The sequence below is a fragment of the Massilia sp. CMS3.1 genome (assembly GCF_051262535.1).
Lineage (GTDB): Bacteria > Pseudomonadota > Gammaproteobacteria > Burkholderiales > Burkholderiaceae_D > Telluria.
On the sequence record NZ_JBIMES010000004.1, the window covers coordinates 347,808 to 371,535 of the forward strand.

A 23,728-nucleotide genomic window follows, 5' to 3' on the forward strand; every position below is an offset into this window, starting at 1 on the left:
ACCTGGAGCGTGTGAAAACACCTTCAGGGCAAGGCGCATCGTCGAAGACAGTACGCAAGTACGACGAGACGATCAACGCAGCCATGGAGGTGTTTTCGCACGCGCTACGTCTGCGCCCACTCCTGCTGCATCTGCTTCACATACGACGCCGGCGCCGTCTCCGTCGCACCAAACGACACGATCTCGTACGCATCTGGCCGCGCCAGCAGTGCGCGCAGCAGGTCGTTGTTGAGCGCATGGCCGGATTTGTGCGCCTCGTAGGCTGCCAGCAGCGGGTGCCCGACCAGGTACAGGTCGCCGATCGCATCGAGGATCTTGTGGCGCACGAACTCGTCGTCGTAGCGCAGGCCGTCCGCGTTCAGGATGCGGTACTCGTCCATCACGATCGCGTTTTCCAGCGAGCCGCCACGGGCCAGGCCCATGCCGCGCAGGCTTTCCACGTCCTGCATGAAGCCGAAGGTGCGCGCGCGCGCCACGTCGTGCACATATGACACCTTCGCGAAATCGACCGTGGCGTTCTGCATCGTGCCGTCGACCGCCGGGTGGTTGAATTCAATAAAGAAGTCGAGCTTGAAGCCGTCGTGCGGTGTCAGGCGCGCCCACTTCTCGCTGTTGCCCGTGCCCTGGCGCACTTCGACTTCCTTCAGCACGCGAATGAATTTTTTCGGCGCAGCCTGGTCCTGCACACCGGCCTGTTGCAGGAGGAACACGAAGGACGAGGCCGAGCCATCCATGATCGGGATTTCCTCGGCCGTGACTTCGATGTACAGGTTGTCGATGCCCAGGCCGGCGCAGGCCGACATCAGGTGTTCGACGGTCGAGACGCGCGCGTCGCCCTTGATCAGCACCGACGCCATGCGCGTGTCGCCCACGACCTCGGCGCTGGACGGGAATTCGACCACCGGATCGAGGTCGACGCGGCGGAACACGATGCCGGTATCGACGGCAGCCGGGCGCAGCGTCAGTTCGACCTTGCGGCCCGAGTGCAGCCCGACGCCGGTCGTGCGCACCAGTTCTTTGATGGTTCGTTGTTTGAGCATGGATCGATTATATCTGCCTCAGGGATGCTCTGCCTCGGCATGCACTTTTTCGTGCCGAATCAAATAGATACCGCTGCCGATGATGATCGCCGCGCCGATCAGGGTGTACTGGTCGGGCAGCGTCTGCCACAGCAGCCAGTCGATCGCCACGCCCCATGCCAGGGCCGAATACTCGAACGGGGCGACTACCGAGGCTTCGCCGTGGCTGAAGGCTTCGGTGATCGCCAGCTGGCCGAAAAAGCCGCTGATCGCCAGGCCGATCAGCAGCCAGACGTGGGACGGGTCGAGCGCCACCCAGTTCGGCGCGGCAAGCGTGGTGGCGCCGATCGCCATCAACAGCATCAGCCAGAACATCATCTGGCGCGTGGTATCGGTGCGCGCCTGGACCCGCGCGGCGATGGCCGAAATGGCGTAGCAGACGGCCGAACCGAGGATGGCCAGGCCGCCGAGAGTCAGCATGCCCTCGCCTTCGGGGCGCAGCACGACCAGCACGCCAAGGAGGCCCACGAAGATCGCGATCCAGCGCGCCAGGTTGACGGTCTCCTTTAAAAAGAACACCGACATCGCCGTGATCAGCGCCGGCGCGATGAAGAAGATCGAATACGCTTCGGCGAGGCTCAACTTTTTCAGCCCGAAGGCGAACAGCGCCAGCATGCCGATACCCAGCGCGCCGCGCAGCAGATGCAGCGGCCAGCGCACCTGTAGCATGGTGCCGAAGCCGCCGCGCCAGGCGACATAGGCGCACACCAGCGGCAAGGAGGACAGTGCGCGCAAGGCCGCGACCTGCATCGACGGATAGTGCGCCGCGAGCAGCTTCATCGCGGTGTCCATCAAGGAGAACATGAAGACCGCGATCAGCATCGCGTAGATGCTGCGCAGGTTGCCGCTTGCAGGGCTCACAGGCGCTTCTCCATGCAGATGTCGTCCTCGCCGATGGCTCCGGCATATGGCGCGCAGCGGGTGAAGCCGAAGCGCTCGTACAAGGCGATCGCCTCGCTCTGGCGGGTTCCGGTCGTCAGTTTGAGTTCGTGGACCCCGGCCGCCAGCGCGTGCAGCGCCAGCTGGTCGAGCAGCGCGCCGCCGATGCCCTGCCCGCGCGCAGCCGCGTCGACGACCATGCATTTGACCTCGCCATAGCCTGCGTGGCGTTTGAGTGCGATGCAGCCGGCGGCCCGGCCCGTGTCGTCGCGTGCGACGAGGAAGCGCGCGTCCGGCTCCTGCAAGGCGGCGAGCGAGAGCGGCGCATGGCGCGACGCCGGATACAGCGCGGTGTGCAGCGCACGCAGCTGCGCGAGCAGGGCAGCCACTTGCGGCTGGTCGGGGGTTTCGAGTTCGATATGCATGGCTTACAGACAAAAAACGGCGCCGAGGCGCCGTCGGGTAAAACAAAGGCGGTCGATCAGCCCAGTTGCGCGATCATCGTTTCGGCGTTCGAAACGTTGAAACCGCCGGCCTGCTCCACGTTGAGCTGGGTGACGACGCCGTCTTCCACCAGCATCGAGTAGCGCTGCGAGCGCGTACCCATGCCGTGCTTCGAGAAGTCAGCGTCCAGGCCGAGGGCCTTGGAAAAAGCGGCATTCCCGTCGGCCATCATGCGCACGATGCCGGTCGACTTTTGTTCGCGGCCCCAGGCGCCCATGACGAAAGCGTCGTTCACCGAGATGCACCAGATTTCGTCGACGCCCTTGGCCTTCAGTGCGTCTGCGTTCTGGACATAACCCGGCACGTGCTTGGCCGAGCAGGTCGGCGTGAATGCGCCCGGCAGGCCGAAGATGGCGATCTTCTTGCCCTTCGCCAGTTCCGTGACCTGGAAGGTATTCGGACCGAGCGCGCAGCCTTCGGTTTCGGTTTCGATGAATTCAGCCAGGGTGCCTTCCGGCAGGCGGTCGCCAATCTTGATGGTCATGCTGTCGTCCTCGGGTGTTGTTTTGGAATCTCGCCAGTATGCCCGATCCGGGGTCGGCCTGCACAGGCCCGCCAGAACGCCATTGCCTGCTCCATCTTGCATATTTAAACATTTGCTTGCAAGATGGCGGGCACCTCATTGCCCGGCTTCCAGATGAACAACCAGAACTACCTTCCCGACGTGAAGGCGCAGTACGAACGGCTGCCCTACCCTCCCGTGAATCCGCTGGACGAGCACAGGCGCCTGCAGCGCACCTGGCTGGAAGACCTGCCGATGATCAACCACTACTGCTTCGGCGGCAGGCAGACCTTCACGCGCGGCTTCCGGGTGCTGGTAGCCGGCGGCGGCACCGGCGACGCGACCATCTTCCTGGCCGAACAGCTGCGAGCGACGAATGCCGAGATCGTCCACCTCGACCTCAGCATGGCCAGCATCAAGCTGGCGCAGCAGCGCGCCCAGATCCGGCGCCTGACGAATATCCGCTGGGTGAACGACTCGATCTTGAACCTGCCTCACCTGGACCTGGGCCGCTTCGACTACATCAACTGCTCCGGCGTGCTCCATCACCTGGCCGATCCGGACGCCGGCCTGCGCGCGCTCGAGAGCGTGCTGGCCGAGCGTGGTGCGATCGCGCTGATGGTATACGGCGCCATCGGCCGCACCGGCGTGTACCACATGCAGCAATTACTGCGCCTCGCCAACGAAGGCTGCGGCGAAGAGGACAAGGTCAGGCAAGCCAAGGAAGTCCTGAACGCGCTTCCCAACGGCAACTGGTACCACCGTGCGGGCGACCTGTATGGAGACAACGATACCGATGCCGGCATTTACGATTCGCTCCTGCACACGCAGGACCGGGCGTACACGATCGAGGAACTCCACGCCTGGCTGGGCGACGGCCACGGTTTCACCCTCGCGCTGTCGGACGTGAACCGCGGGCGCTTTCCCTACCTGCCAGAACTGACGCTGGGACGCGAGGCGCGCCAGTTGCGCGCGCGCCTGCCGTCGATGAGCGAACGGGCGCGCCATGCGATGTCCGAGCTGCTAATGGGCGACATCATCCGCCACAACCTGTACCTGACGCCGGACGCCGATGCGCAGGCGCTGTACGGACAGGCCGACTTCATTCCCTTCTATTTCCATGAGCCGCTCGACCCGAAGGCGCTGGCAAAAATGTTCGAACCGAAGCACGGCGCGCTGACGATCCTGGCCCACCCGCACCTGGGCCTGACGGCGGCGGTCGACGCCGGCCTGTACGCCGGCCAGGTGCTCGGCCACATTGATGGCATGCGCACTTTCGGGGAGATCTTCAACCAGGTGCGCGCCGGCCTCGCCGGCCGCAGCCCGCTGCCCGACAATGCGACACTGTTCGCCGATTTCGCGCCGGTGTACGATCTCCTGAACGCCATCGAACGCCTGCTTCTGCGCCACGTCATCTGCCGCTGAAAACGCAGCAACATAAAAAACCGGGACGGGAGCAAAAGCTCCGATCCCGGTTTTTATTCAAGCGCTAAAGCTTAGTCGGCTTGCTTGCGCAGGAAAGCCGGAATGTCGTAGGTCTCGACACCATTGCGCTGCATCGCCTGTACCTGCTCCGATGCCTGCTCGCGGCGCCACACGGCCGGCTGCTTCATGCCGACGTCGGCGGCGGCGGTGCTTGTGTGCCCCATCTGCACGCCGGCGGTGACTTGAGCAGTGCCGGCCATCATCGGCGCATTGTAGGTACCGGTGCGCAGCACCTGCTGCGGCTGCACCAGCTGCATCTTCTTGGCTTTACCGAGGCCGGTCGCAACGACCGTCACGCGGATCTCGTCGCCCATCGCGTCGTCGTAGGCGATGCCCTGTGCGATCGACGCATCCGGTGCGGCGAAGGCGCGCACGGCGGCCATGACTTCCTTGATCTCCTTACCCTTCAGGCCACGGCTGGCGGTGACATTCACCAGCACGCCCTTGGCGCCCGACAGGTCGATACCGTCGAGCAGCGGCGAAGCGACAGCCTGCTCGGCGGCGATGCGCGCGCGGTCCACGCCGGACGCGGTCGCGGTGCCCATCATGGCCTTGCCCTGCTCGCTCATGATCGTCTTGACGTCGTTGAAGTCGACGTTGATATGCCCCGGCACGTTGATGATCTCGGCGATACCGGCCACGGCGTTGTTGAGCACGTCGTCGGCATGCTTCATCCAGTCGAGCATCGATTCGTCTTCGTAGATCTCTTCCAGCTTTTCGTTCAGGATGATGATCAGGGAGTCGACGTGCTTCGACAGTTCTTCCAGGCCTGCCTCGGCGACGTCCATGCACTTCTGGCCTTCGTACGAGAACGGCTTCGAGACCACCGCCACCGTCAAGGCGCCCATCGACTTGGCCACTTCGGCCACGATCGGCGCGGCGCCGGTACCGGTGCCGCCGCCCATGCCGGCAGCGATGAAGACCATGTGCGCGCCGCGCAGCGAATCCTCGATGCGGGTACGGGTTTGTTCGGCCAGCTGGCGGCCGACTTCCGGACGCATGCCGGCACCCAGGCCGGACTCGCCGATCTGGATGATGTTGTCCGCACTCGACACCGCAAGCGCTTGGGCATCCGTATTCGCGGCGATGAACTCCACGCCCGACACACCCTTGTTGATCATGTGCTGCACCGCGTTGCCGCCTGCACCACCGACACCGACGACCTTGATCACCGTTCCCAGTGCTGCGTTATCGACCATACTGAAATCCATGATGTGACTCCTAATTTTCAAAGTGCTATATCCATGCACCAAACCTCACAAGGTTATCAGGCCTGGCGCATGGATACTGCTTAGTATTATAAAAAAAACTGTGTTTTGTACCGAATCAAAGACGCTTGTTACTGTTTAGAAATTCCCGAGGAACCATTCCTTCATGCGCTGCCAGACCGCCTTTACCGAGCCATCCTGACGCGTGACGATGTGGCCCCGCAAATACTGCTTTTTCGCTTCCATTAACAGCCCCAATACCGTCGCGTAACGCGGGCTGCGCACGACGTCGGCCAGCTGGCCGCGGTAGTCCGGCGTGCCCAATCGGGTCGGCTTGAGGAAGATGTCTTCCGCCATCTCGATCATCCCCGGCATCATCGAGGTGCCGCCGGTGAGGACGATGCCCGACGAGAGCACGCCCTCGTAGCCGGACTCGCGCACCACCTGGTGCACCATCGCGAACAGCTCTTCGACGCGCGGCTCGATGACGGCGGCCAGCGCCTGGCGCGAGAGCGAACGCGGACCGCGGTCGCCCAGGCCAGGGACCTCGAGCGTCTCGCCCGGATCGGCCATCACCTGCTTGGCCACGCCATAGCGCAGCTTGATTTCTTCGGCTTCGCCGGTCGGGGTGCGCAATGCCATCGCGATGTCGCTGGTGATCTGGTCGCCCGCGATCGGGATCACGGCCGTGTGGCGGATCGCACCGTCGGAAAACACCGCGATGTCGGTGGTGCCGCCGCCGATGTCGATCAGAACCACGCCGAGTTCCTTCTCGTCGTTCGTCAGCACCGCATCGGCCGAGGCCATCGGCTGCAGGATCAGGTCCGACACTTCGAGGCCGCAGCGGCGCACGCACTTGACGATGTTCTGCACCGCCGACACGGCGCCGGTGACGATGTGCACCTTCACTTCGAGGCGGATGCCGCTCATGCCGATCGGCTCGCGCACGTCCTCCTGGCTGTCGACGATGAACTCCTGCGGCACCGTATGCAGCAGCTGCTGGTCGGTCGGGATGTTGACCGCCTTGGCCGTCTCGATCACGCGCGCGACGTCGGTGGCGGTGACTTCCTTGTCCTTGATCGCGACCATGCCGCTCGAATTGAAGGAGCGGATATGGCTGCCGGCGATGCCTGCGTAGACATTCCGGATCTTGCAGTCGGCCATCAGCTCGGCCTCCTCGAGCGCGCGCTGGATCGATTCGACGGTGGCCTCGATGTTCACCACAACGCCCTTCTTCAATCCCTTCGACTCGTGCTGACCGAGGCCGATGACCTCGTGGCGTCCGTCGGACATCACCTCGGCCACGACCGCCACCACTTTCGAGGTGCCGATGTCGAGGCCGACGATCAGGTTTTTCGCGTCTTTTGTCATTGCTCGCCTGCTTAGATGTTCTTTGTTGTCTTGTTAGTAGGAGGTTTTTTCTTCTTCGCCGCGGCCTTCACAGGCTTGGTGGCATCCGCCGGCACACTCAAGGCCGCGGAAGACAGCGCCAGTCCATTCGGATAGCGCATGTCGATCGTATCGATGCGGCCTTCCTGCAGCCGGGCGACCAGCTGCGGGTAGACCCCGACCAGGCGCTGCACGCGCGCCTTGACGGAATTCTTGTCCTGCTCGCGGCCGAGCTCAACGCTCATGCCGTTGTCCAGCTTGACGGTCCAGGCATAACGCGAGGACAGCGCCAGCTGCTGCGGCACCAACTTCACCGGTGCGAACCAGGAACGCAGTTCGGCAAAGCGTGCCAACACATCCTTCTCGCTGCCGGCCGGGCCCACGAAGGCTGGCAACTCGTGGTCGTCGTCGGCCTCGGCGAGGTTGGCGGTAAAGACATCGCCCTTCACCGACAGCAGGCGTCCCTCGCCCCAGGTACCGAGCGCTTCGTGCTCTTCGACTTCCACGATCAGGCCATGCGGCCATTCGCGGCGCACCGTTGCACGGCGCACCCAGGGCACCGCCTCGAAGGTCGAGCGAACCTGCTCCAGGTCGGTCGTGAAGAAGTTGCCGCGAATTTTCCCGATGACGCTGTTCCGGACCGTCAGTTCGTTCACGTGCTTCAGGTCGATGCGGTAGATGCTCTCGACCCGCACTTCGCGCAGCGTAAACATCGGCCGCTGCGACAGCCACCACACCCCCGATGCAATACCGGCGAGCAGCGTCGCTGCCAGCATTGTGCTGGCAGTAGCGTTGAGGGCGCGCGCGTCATGCCACATGGTTCAGCCTTGTGCCTTCACCATCTTGCAGCGCGCAGAGCGCAGGATCTCGATGCACAGGTCTTCATAGCTGATCCCTTCCGCGCGGGCCGCCATCGGCACCAGCGAGTGACTCGTCATGCCCGGCGAAGTATTTACTTCCAATAAGAACGGCCGCATGTCGCTCTCGCGCACCAGCACGTCGATCCGGCCCCAGCCTTCGCAGCCGAGCGCACGGTAAGCGTCGACCGCGTGCTGCTGAATCTCCGCGGTCAGGGCGGCGTCCAGGTCTGCCGGGCAGTGGTACTTGGTGTCGTCCGTAAAATACTTGTTCTGGTAGTCGTAGTTGCCTTCGGGGGCGACGATCTCGACGATCGGCAGCGCACGCGCATGCTTGCCCGAGCCGAGCACGGCGACCGTGAACTCGCGGCCGGTGACGAATTCCTCGGCCAGCACGGTCTCGTCAAAACCCAGGGCCAGGGCCACGGCAGCTTCGAACTGTTCGGCCTCGTTTACTTTCGTGATGCCGATGGTCGAGCCTTCGAGCGGCGGCTTGACGATCAGCGGCAGGCCAAGTTCGGCCACGATCGCGTCGAGGTCGTCGCCTGGGGCGACGGTGGCGTAGCGCGGGGTCGGGATGGCTTTCGAGAGCCAGATGATCTTGGTCGTGATCTTGTCCATGCCGACCGACGAGGCCATCACGCCGCTGCCGGTGTAGGGAATGCCGAGCTGCTCGAGCGCGCCCTGCAGGCTGCCGTCTTCGCCGTAGCGGCCGTGCAGCGCGATGAAGACGCAGTCGAATTGTTCAGCCGCCAGGTCGGCCAGCGAGCGTTCGGCCGGATCGAAACCGTGGGCGTCGATACCGCGGCTCTTCAGAGCCTGCAGCACGCCGGTGCCGGACATGATGGAGACGTCGCGCTCGGCGGAACGGCCGCCGTACAGCACGCCGACCTTGCCGAAGTTGGTGATGGTGTCGCTCACGATGAAACCTTTTCAGAAGTGAGTTGCTCAGTTAATCGACCTGGTACGCCGCTGATCGAGCCCGCGCCCATGGTCAGGACGACGTCGCCGTCTTTCACTGCCTGGAGGATCGCGGCGGGCATCTCGGCGATCGTTTCCACGAAAATCGGCTCGATCTTGCCGCCGGCGCGCAGCGAGCGCGCGAGAGCCCGGCCATCGGCCGCGACGATGGGCGTTTCGCCGGCCGGATACACTTCCGCCAGCAGCAGTACGTCGGGTGCGGAGAGGACCTTGACGAAGTCCTCGAACAGGTCGCGCGTGCGGCTGTAGCGGTGCGGCTGGAAGGCCAGCACCAGGCGCCGGCCCGGGTAGGCGGCGCGCGCCGCGGCCAGCGTCACCTCGGTCTCGACCGGGTGGTGGCCGAAGTCGTCGACCAGGGTAAAACTGCCGCCGTCTTTCAGGGCCACCTCGCCGCAGCGCGTGAAGCGCCGACCGACGCCGCGGAATTCCAGCAAGCCCTGGGCGGTCGCCGCATCGTCGATGCCGATTTCGCGTGCGATCGCAATGGCCGAGCAGGCATTCAGTACGTTGTGCATGCCTGGCTGGTTCAGCACGAATTTCGTGTCCGGATAGCCTTCCTGGCGCACCGTGAAGTGCATGTACACGCCGTCCGCGTAAGCATCCAGGGCGCGTACCTGCGCGTCTTCCGAGAAGCCGTAGGTGGTGACCGGCTTGGTCACCTGCGGCAGGATCGAGCGCACGTGGCGGTCGTCGATGCACAGCATCACGCGGCCATAGAACGGCAGGCGGTGGGTGAAGTTGACGAACGCGCCCTTGAGCTTCTCGAAATCGTGCTCGTAGGTTTCCATGTGGTCGGCGTCGATGTTCGTGATCACCTCGATCATCGGCGACAGGTTCAGGAACGAGGCGTCCGACTCGTCCGCTTCGGCCACGATGTAGTCGCCGGTGCCCAGTTTCGCATTCGCGCCGGCGCTGTTCAATTTGCCGCCGATGACGAAGGTCGGATCCAGCCCGCCCTGCGCCAGTACCGACGCCACCAGGCTGGTCGTCGTGGTCTTGCCGTGGGTGCCGGCAATCGCGATGCCGCGTTTCAAGCGCATCAGTTCGCCGAGCATGATCGCGCGCGGCACCACCGGAATCTGGGCGCTGCGTGCGGCCATGACTTCGGGATTGGCTTCATTCACCGCGGTCGAGGTGACCACCGCATCGGCGCCGACGATGTTGTCGGCCGCATGGCCGAGATAGACGCGCGCGCCCAAATCCTTCAGGCGCTGGCTGGCCGCATTGCTGCCCAGGTCCGAGCCCGAGACTTTATAGCCGAGGTTGAGCAGCACCTCGGCGATGCCGCTCATGCCGCTGCCGCCGATACCGACGAAGTGAATGTGTTTGATCTTGTGTTTCATTGTTATTGTTTACTCTTCACCAGTTGTTCCAGCACGTCCGCAATTTCCTTGTTTGCATTGCGCTTGCCCACGCCATGCGCCGCCTGCGCCATCGCCAGGCAGCTCGCGCGGCTCATCCCTTGCAGCAGTTCGGCCACCCGCTGCGCGGACAGTTCGCCCTGCGCCAGGTGGATTGCCGCTTTTTGTCCGGCCATCCAGCGCGCGTTGTCGCGCTGGTGACTCGTCGTGCTGGCCACGAGCGGTACCAGCACGCTGGCCACGCCGGCCGCTGTGAGTTCCGACACGGTGATCGCGCCGGCGCGGCAGATCACGAGATCGGCCTGGGCATACGCCCCGGCCATGTCGTCGATGAAATCGACCACATTCGCTTCCACGCCCGCCTGCGTGTAGGCCGCGCGCAATGCTTCAATGTTCTTCTTGCCCGACTGGTGGGTCACGACCGGACGCACATTCGCGTCGATCAGGCTGAGCGCCGCCGGCACGCTGTCGTTCAAGACCTTCGCGCCGAGACTGCCGCCGACGACCAGTACGCGCAAGGGACCGCTGCGGCCGGCGAAGCGCTCGGCGGGCAAGGGCAAGTCCAGGATCGCCTGGCGCACCGGGTTGCCGGTCACGACGGCCTTGCCTGCGGCATTGCCGAAGTCGGCCGGGAAGCCGAACAGCACGCGGCTGGCAAGCGGCGTCAAGGTCTTGTTCGACAACAGCAGGGCCGCGTCGGCATTCACCAGCGCCAGCGGAATGCCGCGCGTGCGCGCCATCAGGCCGCCGGGCACGGTGACGTAACCCCCCATCCCGAGCACGACGTCGGGTTTGCGTTGACGAAGATAACGCAGGCAGGCAGCAAACGAGGCCGCCATCTTGAACGCACCGGTAATCGTGTGCTTGATGCCCTTGCCGCGCAGGCCGGCGAAATCGATGGTGTCCATCTCGATGCCGTGCTGCGGCACGAACTCGCGTTCCATGCCGTGCGCCGTGCCGAGCCAGGTGACGCTCCAGCCGCGCTCGCGCATGGTCTGTGCGATCGCCACACCGGGGAAGATATGGCCACCGGTGCCGGCCGCCATGATCATCAACTTCTTCACAGGCTTGTTCATACGCGCCCTCCCCGCATCTGGACGCGATTTTCGTAGTCGATGCGCAGCAGGATCGCCAGGCCGATACAGTTGATGACGACGCCCGAGCCGCCATAGCTCATCAGGGGCAAGGTCAGGCCTTTCGTCGGCAGCAGGCCCAGGTTCACGCCCATGTTGATGAAGGTCTGCACGCCGATCCAGATGCCGATGCCTTTCGCGGTCAGGCCTGCGAAGAACTGGTCGAGCGCGATCGCCTGGCGGCCGATGTCGAAGGCCCGCTTGACCAGCCAGTAGAACATCGCCAGCGTCACCAGCACGCCGATCAGGCCCAGCTCCTCGCCGATCACGGCCATGATGAAGTCGGTATGCGCTTCCGGCAGGTAGTGCAGCTTCTCGACGCTGTTGCCGAGGCCGACGCCGGCGATTTCGCCGCGCCCGAACGCGATCAATGAATGGGTTAACTGGTACGCCTTGTCCAGCGCATTGTCTTCCTGCCACGGGTCGAGGTAGGCGAACATGCGCGCGCGGCGAAATGGCGAGAGCGCGATGATCGCGGTGAAAATGCAGACCAGGATGGCGCCGATGCCGCCGAACCAGATCATGTTGAAGCCGCCCAGGAACAAGATGCCCATGGCGATGCAGACGATCACGCCAAAGGCGCCGAGGTCGGGTTCGAGCAGCAGCAGCATGCCGACCACGCCGATCGCAAACGCCATCGGCATGAAGCCCTTGGTCAGCTTGTGCATGTACTGCTGCTTGCGCACCGTGAAATCGGCGGCGTACAGTACCGCGACGATCTTCATCATCTCGGACGGCTGCAGGTTGAACACTTTTAATGACAGCCAGCGGCGCGCACCATTGACCGACACGCCGATGCCGGGAATCAGGACCAGCATCAGCAGCACCAGGGTAGCGACGAACAGCATCGGCGCCAGCTTCTGCAACACGGCCACCGGGATGCGGAAGACGAAGAAGGCGGCGGCGATCGAGACCGCGATGAAGCCGGCCTGGCGGTACAGGAAGTATTCGTGGCGCCCCAGCAGGTGGGCAAACTTGGGCGAATCCGGCAGGGCGATCGAGGCCGAATACACCATCACCATCCCGAACAGCATCAGGATCAGGGTGACCCAGACCAGCGGCTGGTCGTAGTCCATCATTTTGGACGGCCGCGAACGTTCGGCGATGCCGGCCTCGCTGTTTTTGCTTGAGAACTTGAACGGAAGCTGGAGGGCCATCAGAGCTCCACTCCCTTATCCAGCGCGATCTCGCGCACCGCGTCGACGAACACCTGCGCGCGATGCGCGTAGTTGGTGAACATGTCGAGGCTGGCGCAAGCAGGCGACAGCAACACGCTGTCGCCGACGCGTGCCAGACCTGCTGCGCGGCGCACGGCCTGCGGCAAATCATCGAGATCGAAGCACGGCACGCCGGACGGCTCGATCGCGGCTTTGACGGCCGGGGCATCTTTCCCGATCAGCAGCACCGCACGCACATAACGCGACACGGGTTCGGCCAGCGGCGTGAAGTCCTGGCCCTTGCCGTCGCCGCCCGCGATCAAGAGGATCTGCTGGTCTTCGCCCGTAAACGCTTTTCCGAGACCCTGGAGCGCTGCGACGGTGGCGCCGACATTCGTGCCCTTGCTGTCGTCGTAGTAATCGACGCCGTCGATGGTGGCGACCAGTTCCACGCGGTGCGGCTCGCCCGCGTATTCGCGCAGGCCATGCAGCAGCGGCGCGAGCGGCAGGCCGGCGGCGCGGCACAGGGCCAGGGCAGCGAGCGCGTTCGAGGCATTGTGCAAGCCGCGGATTTTCAGGGCGTCGGCCGGCATCAGGCGGCTCACGGCCGTCTCGACGGCTGGTGCGACTTCGCCTTTTTTCAGTTTTTTCTCGCTCGCTTCGCCGGCGACGGCGGTGGATAACCACAGCACGCCGCGCTCGTTGACGAGACCGAAGCTGTTCGCTTCCTGCGGCTCGCCCGTGCCAAAGGTCAGCTGCGGCACGCCGGGCGCGGCCATGCTCATGACGATGGCATCGTCGCGATTCAGCACGCGGGTCGTGTCAAGACCGAAGATGCGCGCCTTATCAAGCGCATACGCTGCCATGTCGCCATGCCAGTCGAGGTGGTCCTGCGTAATGTTCAGTACCGTCGCGGCATCGGCGTTCAGGCTGAAGGTGGTGTGCAGCTGGAAGCTGGAGAGTTCGAGCACCCAGGCTTGCGGCAGCTTGTCGTCAGCAAGCGCTTCGCGCAGCACGTCGAGCGCGGCCGGGCTGATGTTGCCGGCCAGGCGAGTCTCGAGACCGGCGCGGCGGCACAGCAAGCCGGTCAGGCTGGTGACGGTGGTCTTGCCATTGGTGCCGGTGATCGCGATGACTTTCGGCGCATAGCCGCGTTCGTGCTTCAGCGCCGCCAGGGCTTGCGCGAACAGCTCGATCTCGCCCCAGACGGGGATGTTCTGCTCCGAGGCGGCCGGCATGATGCTTGCCAGTTCCCCATTCGGCGCCAGGCCCGGGCTGACGGCCACGAAATCGACGCCGTCGATGAGCTGCGTCGTGAACTCGCCGCCGACGAATTCAGCGTTCGGCACGGCCTCGCGCAAGGCGGCCAGGCGCTGCGGCTCGGAACGTGTATCGGCCACGCGCACGCGCGCCCCGCATTGGCGCAACCATTGCGCCATCGCGAGCCCGGATTCTCCGAGCCCCAGGACCAGGGCGAGTTTGCCTTCGTAGTTCATCAACGCAGCTTCAGGGTGGACAGGCCGACAAGGACCAGGACCATTGTGATAATCCAGAAGCGGACCACGACCTTGGTCTCCTTCCAGCCTTTTTGTTCGAAGTGGTGGTGCAGGGGCGCCATCAGGAATACGCGGCGACCGACACCGTAGCGCTTCTTGGTGTACTTGAACCATGCCACCTGGATGATCACCGACAGCGTTTCGGCCACGAACACGCCGCCCATGATGAACAGGACGATTTCCTGGCGCACGATGACGGCGATGGTGCCGAGTGCCCCACCGAGCGCCAGCGCGCCGACGTCGCCCATGAACATCTGGGCGGGGTGTGCGTTATACCAGAGGAAGGCCAGGCCGGCACCGGCCATCGCGCCGCAGAAGATCAGGAGTTCGCCGGCGCCTTCGATATGCGGGATGAACAGGTATTTCGCAAACGTGGCGTTACCGGTGAGATAAGCGAACAGGCCGAGCGCGGCGCCGACCATTACGGTCGGCATGATCGCCAGGCCATCGAGGCCGTCGGTGAAGTTGACCGCGTTCGAAGTGCCGACGATCACGCAATAGGTCAGCGCGATGAAGCCCCAGACGCCCAACGGATAACTGATGGTCTTGAAGAACGGAACAATCAGGTCGGCTTTCGGCGGCAGGTCGAGCGAGAAGCCCGATTGCACCCAGGCCCAGAACAATTGGGCCACGCCCCAAGGAGACGACGCCGAGACCGAGAACGCCAGGTAGAGCGAGGCGGCGATGCCGACCAAGGACATCCAGAAGTATTTTTCGCGCGAGCGCATGCCTTCCGGGTCCTGGTAGACCACCTTGCGGTAATCGTCGACCCAGCCCACGGCGCCGAAGCCGAGCGTGACGACCAGCACCGGCCAGATCAGGCGGTTCGACAAATCACACCACAGGAGCGTCGAAATGGCGATCGAAATCAGGATCAGCACGCCGCCCATGGTCGGGGTGCCGTGTTTTTTCAGGTGGGTCTGCGGACCCTGCGTACGCACTGCCTGTCCAACCTTCATCTCCGTCAGTTTGCGAATGACGGCGGGGCCCGTGAACAGGCCGAGCGCGGTCGCGGTGATCGTGGCGAACACCGCGCGGAAGGTAATGAAGTTAAAGACACGCATCGGACCGATGTAGTCCTGCAGGTATTGTGCAAGCCAGAGAAGCATTTAGTGGGCATCCTTGCCAGTGTGTGTGGATCCGATCAGGTGATTGACGACGCGTTCCATCTTCATGAAGCGCGAGCCTTTCACCAACACAGTTGCATCAGAATTGCCGCCTAGTTTCCCGTCCAGTGCTGCCAATAAATCGTCAAACTGCTCTACATGTACTGCACCGCTTGCGGTCAGGTAGCGCGACAGCTCACCCGTCGCCAGCACCGTCTCGATGCCGCGGCTGTGCGCATACGCGCCAATCTCTTCGTGGAACTCGCGTCCCTGCGTGCCGACTTCGCCCATATCGCCGACCACCAGGATGCGTGGGGCCGGGTAACTCGCCAGCACGTCGATCGCGGCGCGCATCGAGTCCGGGTTCGCGTTATACGTGTCGTCGATGACGAGCGCGCCATTCGCGGCCCGCTTCTGCTGCAGGCGGCCGCCCACCGGCGCGAAGCTTTCCAGCCCGCGCACGATCAGGTCCCGGTCGATGCCGGCCGCCAGCGCGCAAGCAACGGCGGCCAGCGCGTTGCGCACATTGTGCTCGCCCGCTGCCGCCAGTTTCAGGTCAAACGCGCCGCCCGGTGCCGTCACTTTCAAATTGTTACCGAATCCCGTGCCGACATACGTCGCGCGCACGTCGCAGGTCTCGCTCAAGCCGAAGGTCATGCTGCGGCAGTGGCGTGACAAACCCTGCCACAACGCGGTATAGGTGTCGTCGCCGGGATAGACGGCCACGCCGTCGGCCGCCAAGGAGGAGAGCACGGCGCCGTTTTCCAGCGCCACCGCTTCCACCGTGTGCATGAATTCCTGGTGCTCGCGCTGGGCGTTGTTCACCATCGCGACCGTTGGCTGGGCAATCGCCGCCAGACGCGCGATCTCGCCCGGATGATTCATGCCCAGTTCGACCACGGCCGCGCGGTGCGATGCTTCGAGTCGCATCAGCGTCAGCGGGACGCCGATCTCGTTGTTCAGGTTTCCCTGCGTGGCCAGGCGTGCGTCTTCACCAAAGGCCTCTGCCAAAATCGCCGCGATCATTTCCTTGACCGTGGTCTTGCCATTACTGCCGGTGACGCCGATCAGCGGGATCGCGTACTGCCGGCGCCATCCACTGGCAATCTGTCCCAGCGCGGTCAGCGTATCGGGCACGATGATCGCCGGCAGGGTCCAGCCTTGCGGCAGGCGTTCGGCGACGACCGCGGCCGCGCCATTGCCTGCCACTTGCGGCAGGAAGTCGTGGGCATCAAAAATTTCGCCGCGCAATGCGACGAACAGCGCGCCGGCGTTTGCCGTGCGGCTGTCGGTCGAGACCTTGTCGAAACTGGCGTCGGCAAGGAGCTGCGAGCCGGGCATCGAGGCGGTCAATTGGGCCAGCGTACCGCGCATTCTAGTGAGTCCTCATCATGGTGAGCCGCGCGCTCAAGGCAAGCGCGGCGTGGTCGGCGTCGGAAAACGGCAGCTTCTTGCCCTTGATTTCCTGGTAGGGCTCGTGGCCCTTCCCGGCCAGCAGGATCACGTCCTGCTTGCCGGCTTGCTTCACAGCGGCCAGGATCGCGGTGGCGCGGTCCTCGATCGCCTGGTGGCGCGAACTCCCGTGTTCAGCGTTCATGCCCGCCACGATCTGGGCGATGATCGCGCCCGGCTCTTCGCTGCGCGGATTGTCGCTGGTGACGATGACCTGGTCGGCAGCTTGTGCGATCGCGCCCATCTGCGGACGCTTGCCCGGATCGCGGTCGCCGCCGCAGCCGAACACGCACCACAGATGGCCGCCGCGCTCGCATGCTACCTGACGCAGCGCGAGGAGCGTTTTCTCCAGCGCGTCTGGCGTGTGGGCGTAGTCGATCACGACCAGCGGCGCATCCTGCCCGCCGACCTGCTGCATGCGGCCCGGGGCCGGCAGCAGCGCTTCGATCGCATCGACCGCAGGTTTGAGCTCCACGCCTTTCGCCAGCAGCGCGCCGAGCACGGCCAGCGCGTTGCTGATGTTGAAGTGGCCGACCAGCCGGGTTTTCACCGGCAGGCTGCCCTGGGGCGCTTCGAGCTGGAATTCGCTGCCCGCCGGGCGGCTGCGTTTGTTCGATGCGCGCAGGATGGCCACGCCCTCGATCGCCGGCTGGACCGCTTCATCGTTCAGGGTGTAGCCGGTAATCGCGAGCGCAGGCCTGGTCGCACGCAGGTGCGCGACCAGGCGCTGGCCGGCGGCGTCATCGAGATTCACCACGGCGGTCGCCAAGCCCGGCCATTCGAACAGCTTGATCTTGGCCGCTTCGTACGCTTCCATGTCGCCGTGGTAGTCGAGGTGGTCGCGCGTCAGGTTGGTAAAGATGGCGACGTCGAAATGCATGCCGGCCGTGCGTTGCTGTTCCAGCCCGATCGACGAAACTTCAATCGCCAGCGTCCGGGCGCCCGCTTCGCGCACAGCGGCCAGGCGGCTGGCCAGCAGCACCGCGTCGGGCGTCGTATAGCCGGTGACCTGGTATTCGGGCTCGCTGCGGCCTTTGAACATGGCGACACCGAGGGTGCCGATGACGGCGGCGGTCTCGCCCAGTTTCGCAAACGCCTGGCCGAGCCAGACGGCGCACGAGGTTTTTCCGTTGGTGCCGGTCACGCCGACGGTGAACATGTCGATATCGGGCTGGCCGAAAACGGCATGCGCAATGGTGCCGGCCTGGCGTTTCAGCTCGGGCACGGCCAGGTGCGGCACGGCGAGCGAGGCATCCCAGTCGAAATCGCACGGATCGAACACGACGGCCGCGGCGCCGGCCTCGATTGCAGCCTTGATGAAGCGGCGGCCGTCGCCGGCATCGCCCGGATAAGCGAAGAAGACGTCGCCGGGTACGACCTGGCGCGAATCTGAAACGAGTTTGCCGCCTGGTGCGGCGGCGACTACCCACTTACAGATGTCGCGGTAACCTGTTGCCATCACAAGCTCTCCTCGAGTGGGATTTCCGGAATGATGATGTCGGTGACGGACGAATCCGGCGGAATGTTATCGGCCCGCAGCGCGCTCGCTGCCAGGTCGGCGAAGGTCGGCGCTGCGACACCGCCGCCGGTGTGGACGGCGCCTTTCGGATCGTCGATCATCACGGCGATCACGAAGCGCGGTTTCGACATCGGCGCGATGCCGACAAAGGAGCCGACATAGCTGGTCTGCGAGTAGCGCCCGTCGACGACCTTTTGCGCGGTGCCGGTCTTGCCGCCGACGCGGTAACCCGCCACCTGGGCGCGCGAAGCCGTGCCTTCCGGGCTGACCACCGATTCGAGCATGGTGCGTACCTGGGCTGCCGTTTTTGGGGAGATGATTTGCTGGCCGGGCGGCTCTTCGTTCAGTTTCACGAACGAGAGCGGGATCATGTCGCCGTTGCGGGCAAAGATCATGTACGACCGCGCCATCTGCAGCAGCGAGACCGACAGGCCGTGGCCGAAGGCCATGTTCGCGTATTCGACGGGACGCCAGGATTTCCAGGGACGCACGCGGCCGGCGGCCGGGCCCGGGAAGCCGAAGCGCGGGGCCTGGCCGTAACCGAGTTTCGTGTACAGCTCCCACATTTCCTGCGGCGGGATCATCTGCGCGATCTTGATCACGCCGACGTTCGACGACTTCTGGACGATGCCGCTGGTGGTCAGCATCGGCTTCGGGTGCGAGTCGCGCATGGTGCGCCCGCCAATCGTGATGCGCCCGGAACCGGTATCGAACACCGTGTTCGGGGTAATGATCTTTTTCTCCAGGCCCAGGGCCACCGTGAACGGCTTGATGATCGAACCCGGCTCGTAGGTGTCGGTGATGACGCGGTTGCGCAGCTGTTCGCCGGTGAGCTTCTTGCGGTCGTTCGGGTTGTAGGTCGGGTAGTTGGCCAGCGCCAGCACCTCGCCCGTGTGCACATCCAGCACCACGGCGGCGCCGGCCTTGGCATTGAACTTCTCGACCGCATTCTTGATACTGGTGAAGGCGATGTACTGCAGTTTGCTGTCGACAGACAGCGTCAGGTCCTTGCCGTCGTGCGGCGCGCGCGAATAGCCCAGGTCTTCGACGATGCGGCCCAGGCGGTCTTTGATCACGCGGCGGCTGCCCGGCACGCCGACCAGCGACTTCTGCTGGGCCAGTTCCATGCCTTCCTGGCCCACGTCTTCGACGTTGGTGAAACCGACCATATGGGTCATGACTTCGCCCTGCGGGTAGAAGCGCTTGTATTCCTTGCGCGTATCGAGGCCCGTAATCTTGAGTTTGTCGATCTTGGCGATGACGTCCATCTCGACCTGGCGCTTCAGGTAGACGAAGGTGCGGTCCGAATCGAGCTTCTTGCGCATCTCCGCTTCCGGCATCTCGAGCAGGCGCGCCAGTTCGGTCAGCTTTTCCGGCGGCGAGGCCAGCACGTCTTCGGGAATCGCCCAGACGGCCTTCACCGGCAAGGACGACGCCAGCACCTGGCCATTGCGGTCCATGATCTTGCCGCGCGTGGCGGGCAACTCCAGCGTGCGCTCGTAGCGGCTCTTGCCCTGCTTTTGCAGGAACTGGGTCGACATCGCCTGCAGCCACATAGCGCGCGCGCCGAGTGCGGCAAAGGCCGCGAACAGCACGAACAGCACGACGCGCGAGCGCCAGTCCGGCAGGCGCACGGCCAGCACCGGGCTTTTCGAGAAGGCCATGCCTTTGGCCGCGGCGACGCGCCCGGTGGTAAACGGCTTGTCGCGCTTCATTGCGCGTTCTCCGTGGTCAGGTACTGCGTACGGGCCGGGGTCAGCGGCGTCATGTTCAGTTCAGTACGGGCGATCTGTTCGATGCGTTCGTTCTTGCCGAGCGTGGACTGGTCCAGCTGCAGCTGGGCCCAGTCGATGTCGAGCTGGCGCGAGCTCTGCTGCAGGCGTTCAAGTTCGATGAACAGGTGGCGCGCCTGGTAGCGCGCGTTCACGAGCGTGAGGCCGCAGGCGATCAGGCCGGCAGCGAGCACGATGTTGAGCTTGTTGCTCATCGCACCACATCCTCGAGGCGCTCGGCCACGCGCAGCACCGCCGAACGGGCGCGCGGATTACCTGCGATTTCCTCATCCGATGGCTTGATCTTGGCGATCAGCTTCATCAGCGGCTGCGGCAGGTCGACGGCGCGGATCGGCAGGCGGCGGTCCGGCTGCGGCACCTTGGCTTTGCTGGCGAAAAATTGCTTGACCATGCGGTCTTCGAGCGAGTGGAAGCTGATCACGGACATGCGCGAGCCGGGCGCGAGCATGGCGTAGGCAGCCGTCAGCCCTGCCTCGAGGTCCTCAAGCTCTTTATTGACGAAAATCCGGATAGCTTGAAAGGTGCGGGTGGCCGGATCCTTGCCTTTTTCCCGAGTCTTGACCGCGTCTGCCACGATTGCGGCAAGCTGGCGTGTGCTTGAAATTGGTTCGATTGCCCGGCGAGCAACAATCGCCTTTGCAACCTGAAAAGCAAACCGTTCTTCCCCATAATCCCGTATCACCTTTTCCAGTTGTTGTTCGGTCGCCGTGGCAATCCATTCGGCGGCCGAGAGTCCGCGTGTCGTGTCCATCCGCATGTCGAGCGGGCCGTCGTTGCGGAAGCTGAAGCCCCGCGTGGCGTCGTCGACCTGGGGCGAGGAAATACCCAGGTCGAGCAGGATGCCGTCCACGTGCGTGACGCCCTGCCCGGCAAGTGCCGAGCCCATGGTGGCGAAACTGTCGTGGACGATCGAAAATCGTGGGTCGGCGATCTGCTGCGCGGTAGCAATCGCCTGCAGGTCCTTGTCGAAGGCGACCAGGCGGCCATTCGGACCCAGGCGCGACAGGATCAGGCGGCTGTGGCCACCGCGCCCGAAGGTGCCGTCTATATACAGGCCGTTCTTGCGCTCACCCTCTTCGAGGTTGAGCGCATCTATCGCTTCGTCAAGCAGCACCGTGCGATGCTGCAATTCAGGCATCGGAGTGGCAATCGTCATCCGTGCCTCAGAAAGAGAAATTGGAAAGACCATCGGGCATCCCGCCGGCAACGGCGGATGCTTCATCGGCGGCCAGCTTGGCGGCGTCCCAGATTTCGAAGTGGCTGCCCATGCCGAGCATCATCACTTCCTTTTCCAGGCCGACGGCGGCGCGCAGTTCGGGCGAGATGAGGACGCGCCCGGCGCTGTCCATCTCGACATCGCAGGCGTTACCAAGGAAAATACGCTGCCAGGCGCGCGCCGACATGGGCCAGGCGGCGATCTGGTCGCGGTGGGTTTCCCAGACGGGACGGGGGAAGAACAACAGGCAGCCGTGCGGGTGGCGGGTCAGCGTGAGGCGGCCTTCGCATTGCAGCGCGAGGGCGTCACGATGCTTCGCCGGAATCGACATCCGGCCTTTCGCATCGAGATTGATCGCAGACGCGCCTTGAAACACGTAGATACCTAGCTTTGGAGAGTTATCAGTTGACTTGTTTTAGGCGCCGGGAGAACTGAACTTCTCCCACAAAACTGCACTTTTTCACACCGTTTCCCACTTTAGAGGAAGCGTTGTTACTGGTCAAGCGAATTCCAGTAGGAAAAACCTGAATTTTTCTAATGAAATGAAGGACTTAGCGCGCAACGCTGAAGTAGTGTCAAACCAAAATCTCAAGGAAAATTAAGCACTTAGCTCCGAGTGTGAAAGTCTTACCTCATCTGGACAGACCCGGGACATCGTTGCAATTTGGAAAATTTATTCCCATTTGACCGCTGCGTCCTACCTGACGGAACACACCCGCACTGCACAGCGGAAAATTGCGAATTCATGCGCGACGGGTTAGGATTTCTCATCGCCCGCAAGGAGATGATCGTGAGTCTGACGCTGGCCCGAACCCGTGCCGTGTATGACCTGCTCGAGGTGCAGGACGCCCTCGAGCGCAGCCGCGGGCGCTCGCCGGAGCTCGATGCATTCTACGAACGCATGCTCGCCACCGGGCCCGAGCGTTTCGTGACCACTCCTTCATCGATCGACGCCCTCTCCCCGCTGTTCGACGAATGTCCGAATTTCGATACCGTGCTCGACGACCTGGCGCGCTACCTGCGTCTCGCCCATGCCGGCAACAAGGGATTCAATGTGATGCCGATCCTGCTGCTGGGCGGGCCGGGTGTCGGCAAGACCCATTTCGCCAAGCGCCTGGCGCGCGCGATGGGCACCGACTGCGAGCTGATCAGCATGAACGCCCTGTCGGCCGGCTTCGTCATCACCGGCAGCTCGGCCAGCTGGCGCGGCGCCAAGTGCGGCAAGGTTGCCGAGCGCCTGGTGCGCGGCCAGTACGCCAATCCCCTCGTCGTGCTCGACGAAGTCGAAAAGGCGACGGGCTCCTCGCAGTCCGATCCGCTGGCCGCGCTCTACCAGCTGCTGGAACCGGAAACCTCGCGCGCGTTCCGCGATGAATTCATCGATGTCGAGATCGACGCCAGCCAGATCTTCTGGGTACTGACGGCCAATTCGACCGCAGGCATCCCGGCGCCCCTGCTGAACCGGATGGCGGTGTATGAAGTGCCGGCACCTACGCCCGAACAGGCGGCGGGAATCGCCCAGCGCATGTATGCGGCGCTACTGGTGGAACTGAATCTGTCCGGTTTCGATGCGCGCCTGGCTGATCCTGTCCTCGACAGGCTGGCGCCAGTGGCACCGCGCGACCTGCGCAAGACCCTGCTCGACAGCCTGGGCTATGCGCTGGCCGATGGACGCGCCCATGTCACAGCAGGCGATGTGCGCCTGCGCGCGCTGCCGGGGCGGGGGCGGATCGGCTTCTGAAAAACGCGCCGGGTTCGCGCTAGAATGAGGTCATATCGTCAACCAGAGAGCCTCATGAGCGAATTCGCTTTTACACCGCCCGCCACCCCCTCGCTTGCCGTTTTCGGCAGCAGTGTCCGCTTCCCGATCCGCCGCGTCTTCTGCGTCGGCCGCAATTATGCGACCCACGCACGCGAAATGGGCAGCGACCCGGACCGCGAGCCACCCTTCTTCTTCACCAAGCCGGCCGACGCCGTGGTCCCGGCCGGGGGCGCGCTGCCCTACCCGCCGGCGACGAACGACCTGCACCACGAGATCGAGCTGGTCGTGGCACTACGCTCGGGCGGCGCCGACATTCCGGCGGACGAGGCACTGGCCAAGGTGTGGGGCTATGGCGTGGGCATCGACCTGACGCGGCGCGACTTGCAGGCAGCAGCAAAAGAAGCCGGCCGGCCGTGGGATATGGCCAAGGGTTTCGACGCCTCGGCGCCCTGCACGCCGCTGCGTCCGGTGAGTGCCTTCGGCCATCCATCCGAGGATGCCTGCATCCGGATTCTGGTCAATGGCGAAGTGCGCCAGAACGGCGCCCTGAACGAGATGATCTGGCCGATCGCCGACATCATCAGCCACCTGTCGCGCCTGGTGACGCTGGCGCCGGGCGACTTGATCTTCACCGGCACGCCGGGCGGCGTGGGCGCCTTGCAGCCGGGCGACCGGGTGCACGGCGAGGTGGCGGGCGTGGACGAATTCGACCTCGAGATCGTCGAGAAGGCCTGATACCCCTGGCGTGCGGCGCGTAGTGCCGCCAGGCTGATGCGGGTGCTGCGCGTG

At 64.2% G+C, this 23,728-nt stretch carries 22 protein-coding genes; 3 read left to right on the forward strand and 19 right to left on the reverse strand.

Translation table 11 applies throughout. The features are described 5' to 3' along the window. Window positions 1-104: 104 nt before the first annotated feature. Genes lpxC through ACHAC9_RS09285 form a run of 4 tightly spaced genes read right to left on the reverse strand, consistent with a single transcriptional unit; the run spans window position 105 to window position 2,946 of the window. Window positions 105-1,040, reverse strand: coding sequence for a UDP-3-O-acyl-N-acetylglucosamine deacetylase (lpxC, locus tag ACHAC9_RS09270; protein WP_435759361.1), 936 nt, complete (start codon window positions 1,038-1,040; stop codon window positions 105-107). A gap of 18 nt (window positions 1,041-1,058) precedes the next feature. Beyond that, a complete protein-coding gene (locus ACHAC9_RS09275) occupies window positions 1,059-1,901 on the reverse strand; it encodes a DMT family transporter (RefSeq protein WP_435759474.1) in 843 nt (280 codons plus the stop codon). Between the two features lie 35 nt (window positions 1,902-1,936). Next, window positions 1,937-2,383: a GNAT family N-acetyltransferase gene (locus tag ACHAC9_RS09280; protein ID WP_435759363.1), complete on the reverse strand. Its 447-nt coding sequence runs from the start codon at window positions 2,381-2,383 to the stop codon at window positions 1,937-1,939. A gap of 56 nt (window positions 2,384-2,439) precedes the next feature. Then, window positions 2,440-2,946 carry a peroxiredoxin gene (locus ACHAC9_RS09285; protein ID WP_435759365.1) on the reverse strand — a complete coding sequence of 169 codons (507 nt, stop codon included), beginning with the start codon at window positions 2,944-2,946 and terminating at the stop codon, window positions 2,440-2,442. A 123-nt stretch (window positions 2,947-3,069) separates the two neighbouring features. On the opposite strand from ACHAC9_RS09285, the gene ACHAC9_RS09290 reads away from it, so the two are divergent. Then, a complete protein-coding gene (locus tag ACHAC9_RS09290; RefSeq protein WP_435759367.1) occupies window positions 3,070-4,389 on the forward strand; it encodes a class I SAM-dependent methyltransferase in 1,320 nt (439 codons plus the stop codon). A gap of 71 nt (window positions 4,390-4,460) precedes the next feature. On the opposite strand, the gene ftsZ is transcribed toward ACHAC9_RS09290, so the two are convergent. The 15 genes from ftsZ to mraZ form a co-directional block, all read right to left on the reverse strand. Further along, complete coding sequence (ftsZ, locus tag ACHAC9_RS09295) at window positions 4,461-5,660, reverse strand: cell division protein FtsZ (protein WP_435759369.1); 1,200 nt, start codon at window positions 5,658-5,660, stop codon at window positions 4,461-4,463. Window positions 5,661-5,795: 135 nt separating this feature from the next. Continuing rightward, window positions 5,796-7,028, reverse strand: a complete 1,233-nt coding sequence (ftsA, locus tag ACHAC9_RS09300; RefSeq protein ID WP_435759371.1) for a cell division protein FtsA — start codon at window positions 7,026-7,028, stop codon at window positions 5,796-5,798. 11 nt (window positions 7,029-7,039) lie between these two features. Further along, window positions 7,040-7,864: a cell division protein FtsQ/DivIB gene (locus tag ACHAC9_RS09305; RefSeq protein ID WP_435759373.1), complete on the reverse strand. Its 825-nt coding sequence runs from the start codon at window positions 7,862-7,864 to the stop codon at window positions 7,040-7,042. A 3-nt stretch (window positions 7,865-7,867) separates the two neighbouring features. Next, on the reverse strand, window positions 7,868-8,824 hold the full coding sequence (locus ACHAC9_RS09310; RefSeq protein WP_435759375.1) for a D-alanine--D-alanine ligase: 957 nt from the start codon (window positions 8,822-8,824) through the stop codon (window positions 7,868-7,870). Beyond that, window positions 8,821-10,227 carry a UDP-N-acetylmuramate--L-alanine ligase gene (murC, locus tag ACHAC9_RS09315; protein ID WP_435759377.1) on the reverse strand — a complete coding sequence of 469 codons (1,407 nt, stop codon included), beginning with the start codon at window positions 10,225-10,227 and terminating at the stop codon, window positions 8,821-8,823. The genes ACHAC9_RS09310 and murC overlap by 4 nt, the downstream gene beginning before the upstream one ends. A gap of 2 nt (window positions 10,228-10,229) precedes the next feature. Continuing rightward, entirely contained in the window at window positions 10,230-11,321 is a 1,092-nt protein-coding gene (gene murG / locus ACHAC9_RS09320) for an undecaprenyldiphospho-muramoylpentapeptide beta-N-acetylglucosaminyltransferase (RefSeq protein WP_435759379.1), read from the reverse strand. Then, window positions 11,318-12,535, reverse strand: coding sequence for a putative lipid II flippase FtsW (gene ftsW / locus ACHAC9_RS09325; RefSeq protein ID WP_435759381.1), 1,218 nt, complete (start codon window positions 12,533-12,535; stop codon window positions 11,318-11,320). Before ftsW ends, murG begins: the two co-directional genes overlap by 4 nt. Then, the gene (murD, locus tag ACHAC9_RS09330) at window positions 12,535-14,031 is read right to left on the reverse strand and encodes a UDP-N-acetylmuramoyl-L-alanine--D-glutamate ligase (protein WP_435759383.1); all 1,497 of its coding nucleotides are present in this window, start codon (window positions 14,029-14,031) and stop codon (window positions 12,535-12,537) included. Before murD ends, ftsW begins: the two co-directional genes overlap by 1 nt. Beyond that, window positions 14,031-15,200: a phospho-N-acetylmuramoyl-pentapeptide-transferase gene (gene mraY, locus ACHAC9_RS09335; RefSeq protein WP_435759385.1), complete on the reverse strand. Its 1,170-nt coding sequence runs from the start codon at window positions 15,198-15,200 to the stop codon at window positions 14,031-14,033. Before mraY ends, murD begins: the two co-directional genes overlap by 1 nt. After that, window positions 15,201-16,571, reverse strand: a complete 1,371-nt coding sequence (locus tag ACHAC9_RS09340) for a UDP-N-acetylmuramoyl-tripeptide--D-alanyl-D-alanine ligase (protein ID WP_435759387.1) — start codon at window positions 16,569-16,571, stop codon at window positions 15,201-15,203. Window position 16,572: 1 nt separating this feature from the next. Next, complete coding sequence (locus ACHAC9_RS09345) at window positions 16,573-18,108, reverse strand: UDP-N-acetylmuramoyl-L-alanyl-D-glutamate--2,6-diaminopimelate ligase (RefSeq protein ID WP_435759389.1); 1,536 nt, start codon at window positions 18,106-18,108, stop codon at window positions 16,573-16,575. Then, window positions 18,108-19,883, reverse strand: a complete 1,776-nt coding sequence (locus ACHAC9_RS09350; RefSeq protein WP_435759392.1) for a peptidoglycan D,D-transpeptidase FtsI family protein — start codon at window positions 19,881-19,883, stop codon at window positions 18,108-18,110. Before ACHAC9_RS09350 ends, ACHAC9_RS09345 begins: the two co-directional genes overlap by 1 nt. Beyond that, window positions 19,880-20,155: a cell division protein FtsL gene (ftsL, locus tag ACHAC9_RS09355; RefSeq protein WP_435759394.1), complete on the reverse strand. Its 276-nt coding sequence runs from the start codon at window positions 20,153-20,155 to the stop codon at window positions 19,880-19,882. Before ftsL ends, ACHAC9_RS09350 begins: the two co-directional genes overlap by 4 nt. Then, window positions 20,152-21,117 carry a 16S rRNA (cytosine(1402)-N(4))-methyltransferase RsmH gene (rsmH, locus tag ACHAC9_RS09360; protein WP_435759396.1) on the reverse strand — a complete coding sequence of 322 codons (966 nt, stop codon included), beginning with the start codon at window positions 21,115-21,117 and terminating at the stop codon, window positions 20,152-20,154. Before rsmH ends, ftsL begins: the two co-directional genes overlap by 4 nt. 7 nt (window positions 21,118-21,124) lie before the next feature. Further along, window positions 21,125-21,553 carry a division/cell wall cluster transcriptional repressor MraZ gene (gene mraZ / locus ACHAC9_RS09365; RefSeq protein ID WP_435759398.1) on the reverse strand — a complete coding sequence of 143 codons (429 nt, stop codon included), beginning with the start codon at window positions 21,551-21,553 and terminating at the stop codon, window positions 21,125-21,127. Between the two features lie 408 nt (window positions 21,554-21,961). On the opposite strand from mraZ, the gene ACHAC9_RS09370 reads away from it, so the two are divergent. Then, complete coding sequence (locus ACHAC9_RS09370) at window positions 21,962-22,918, forward strand: AAA family ATPase (RefSeq protein ID WP_435759476.1); 957 nt, start codon at window positions 21,962-21,964, stop codon at window positions 22,916-22,918. A gap of 54 nt (window positions 22,919-22,972) precedes the next feature. Further along, the gene (locus ACHAC9_RS09375; protein ID WP_435759400.1) at window positions 22,973-23,674 is read left to right on the forward strand and encodes a fumarylacetoacetate hydrolase family protein; all 702 of its coding nucleotides are present in this window, start codon (window positions 22,973-22,975) and stop codon (window positions 23,672-23,674) included. The last annotated feature ends 54 nt before the right edge of the window (window positions 23,675-23,728 follow it).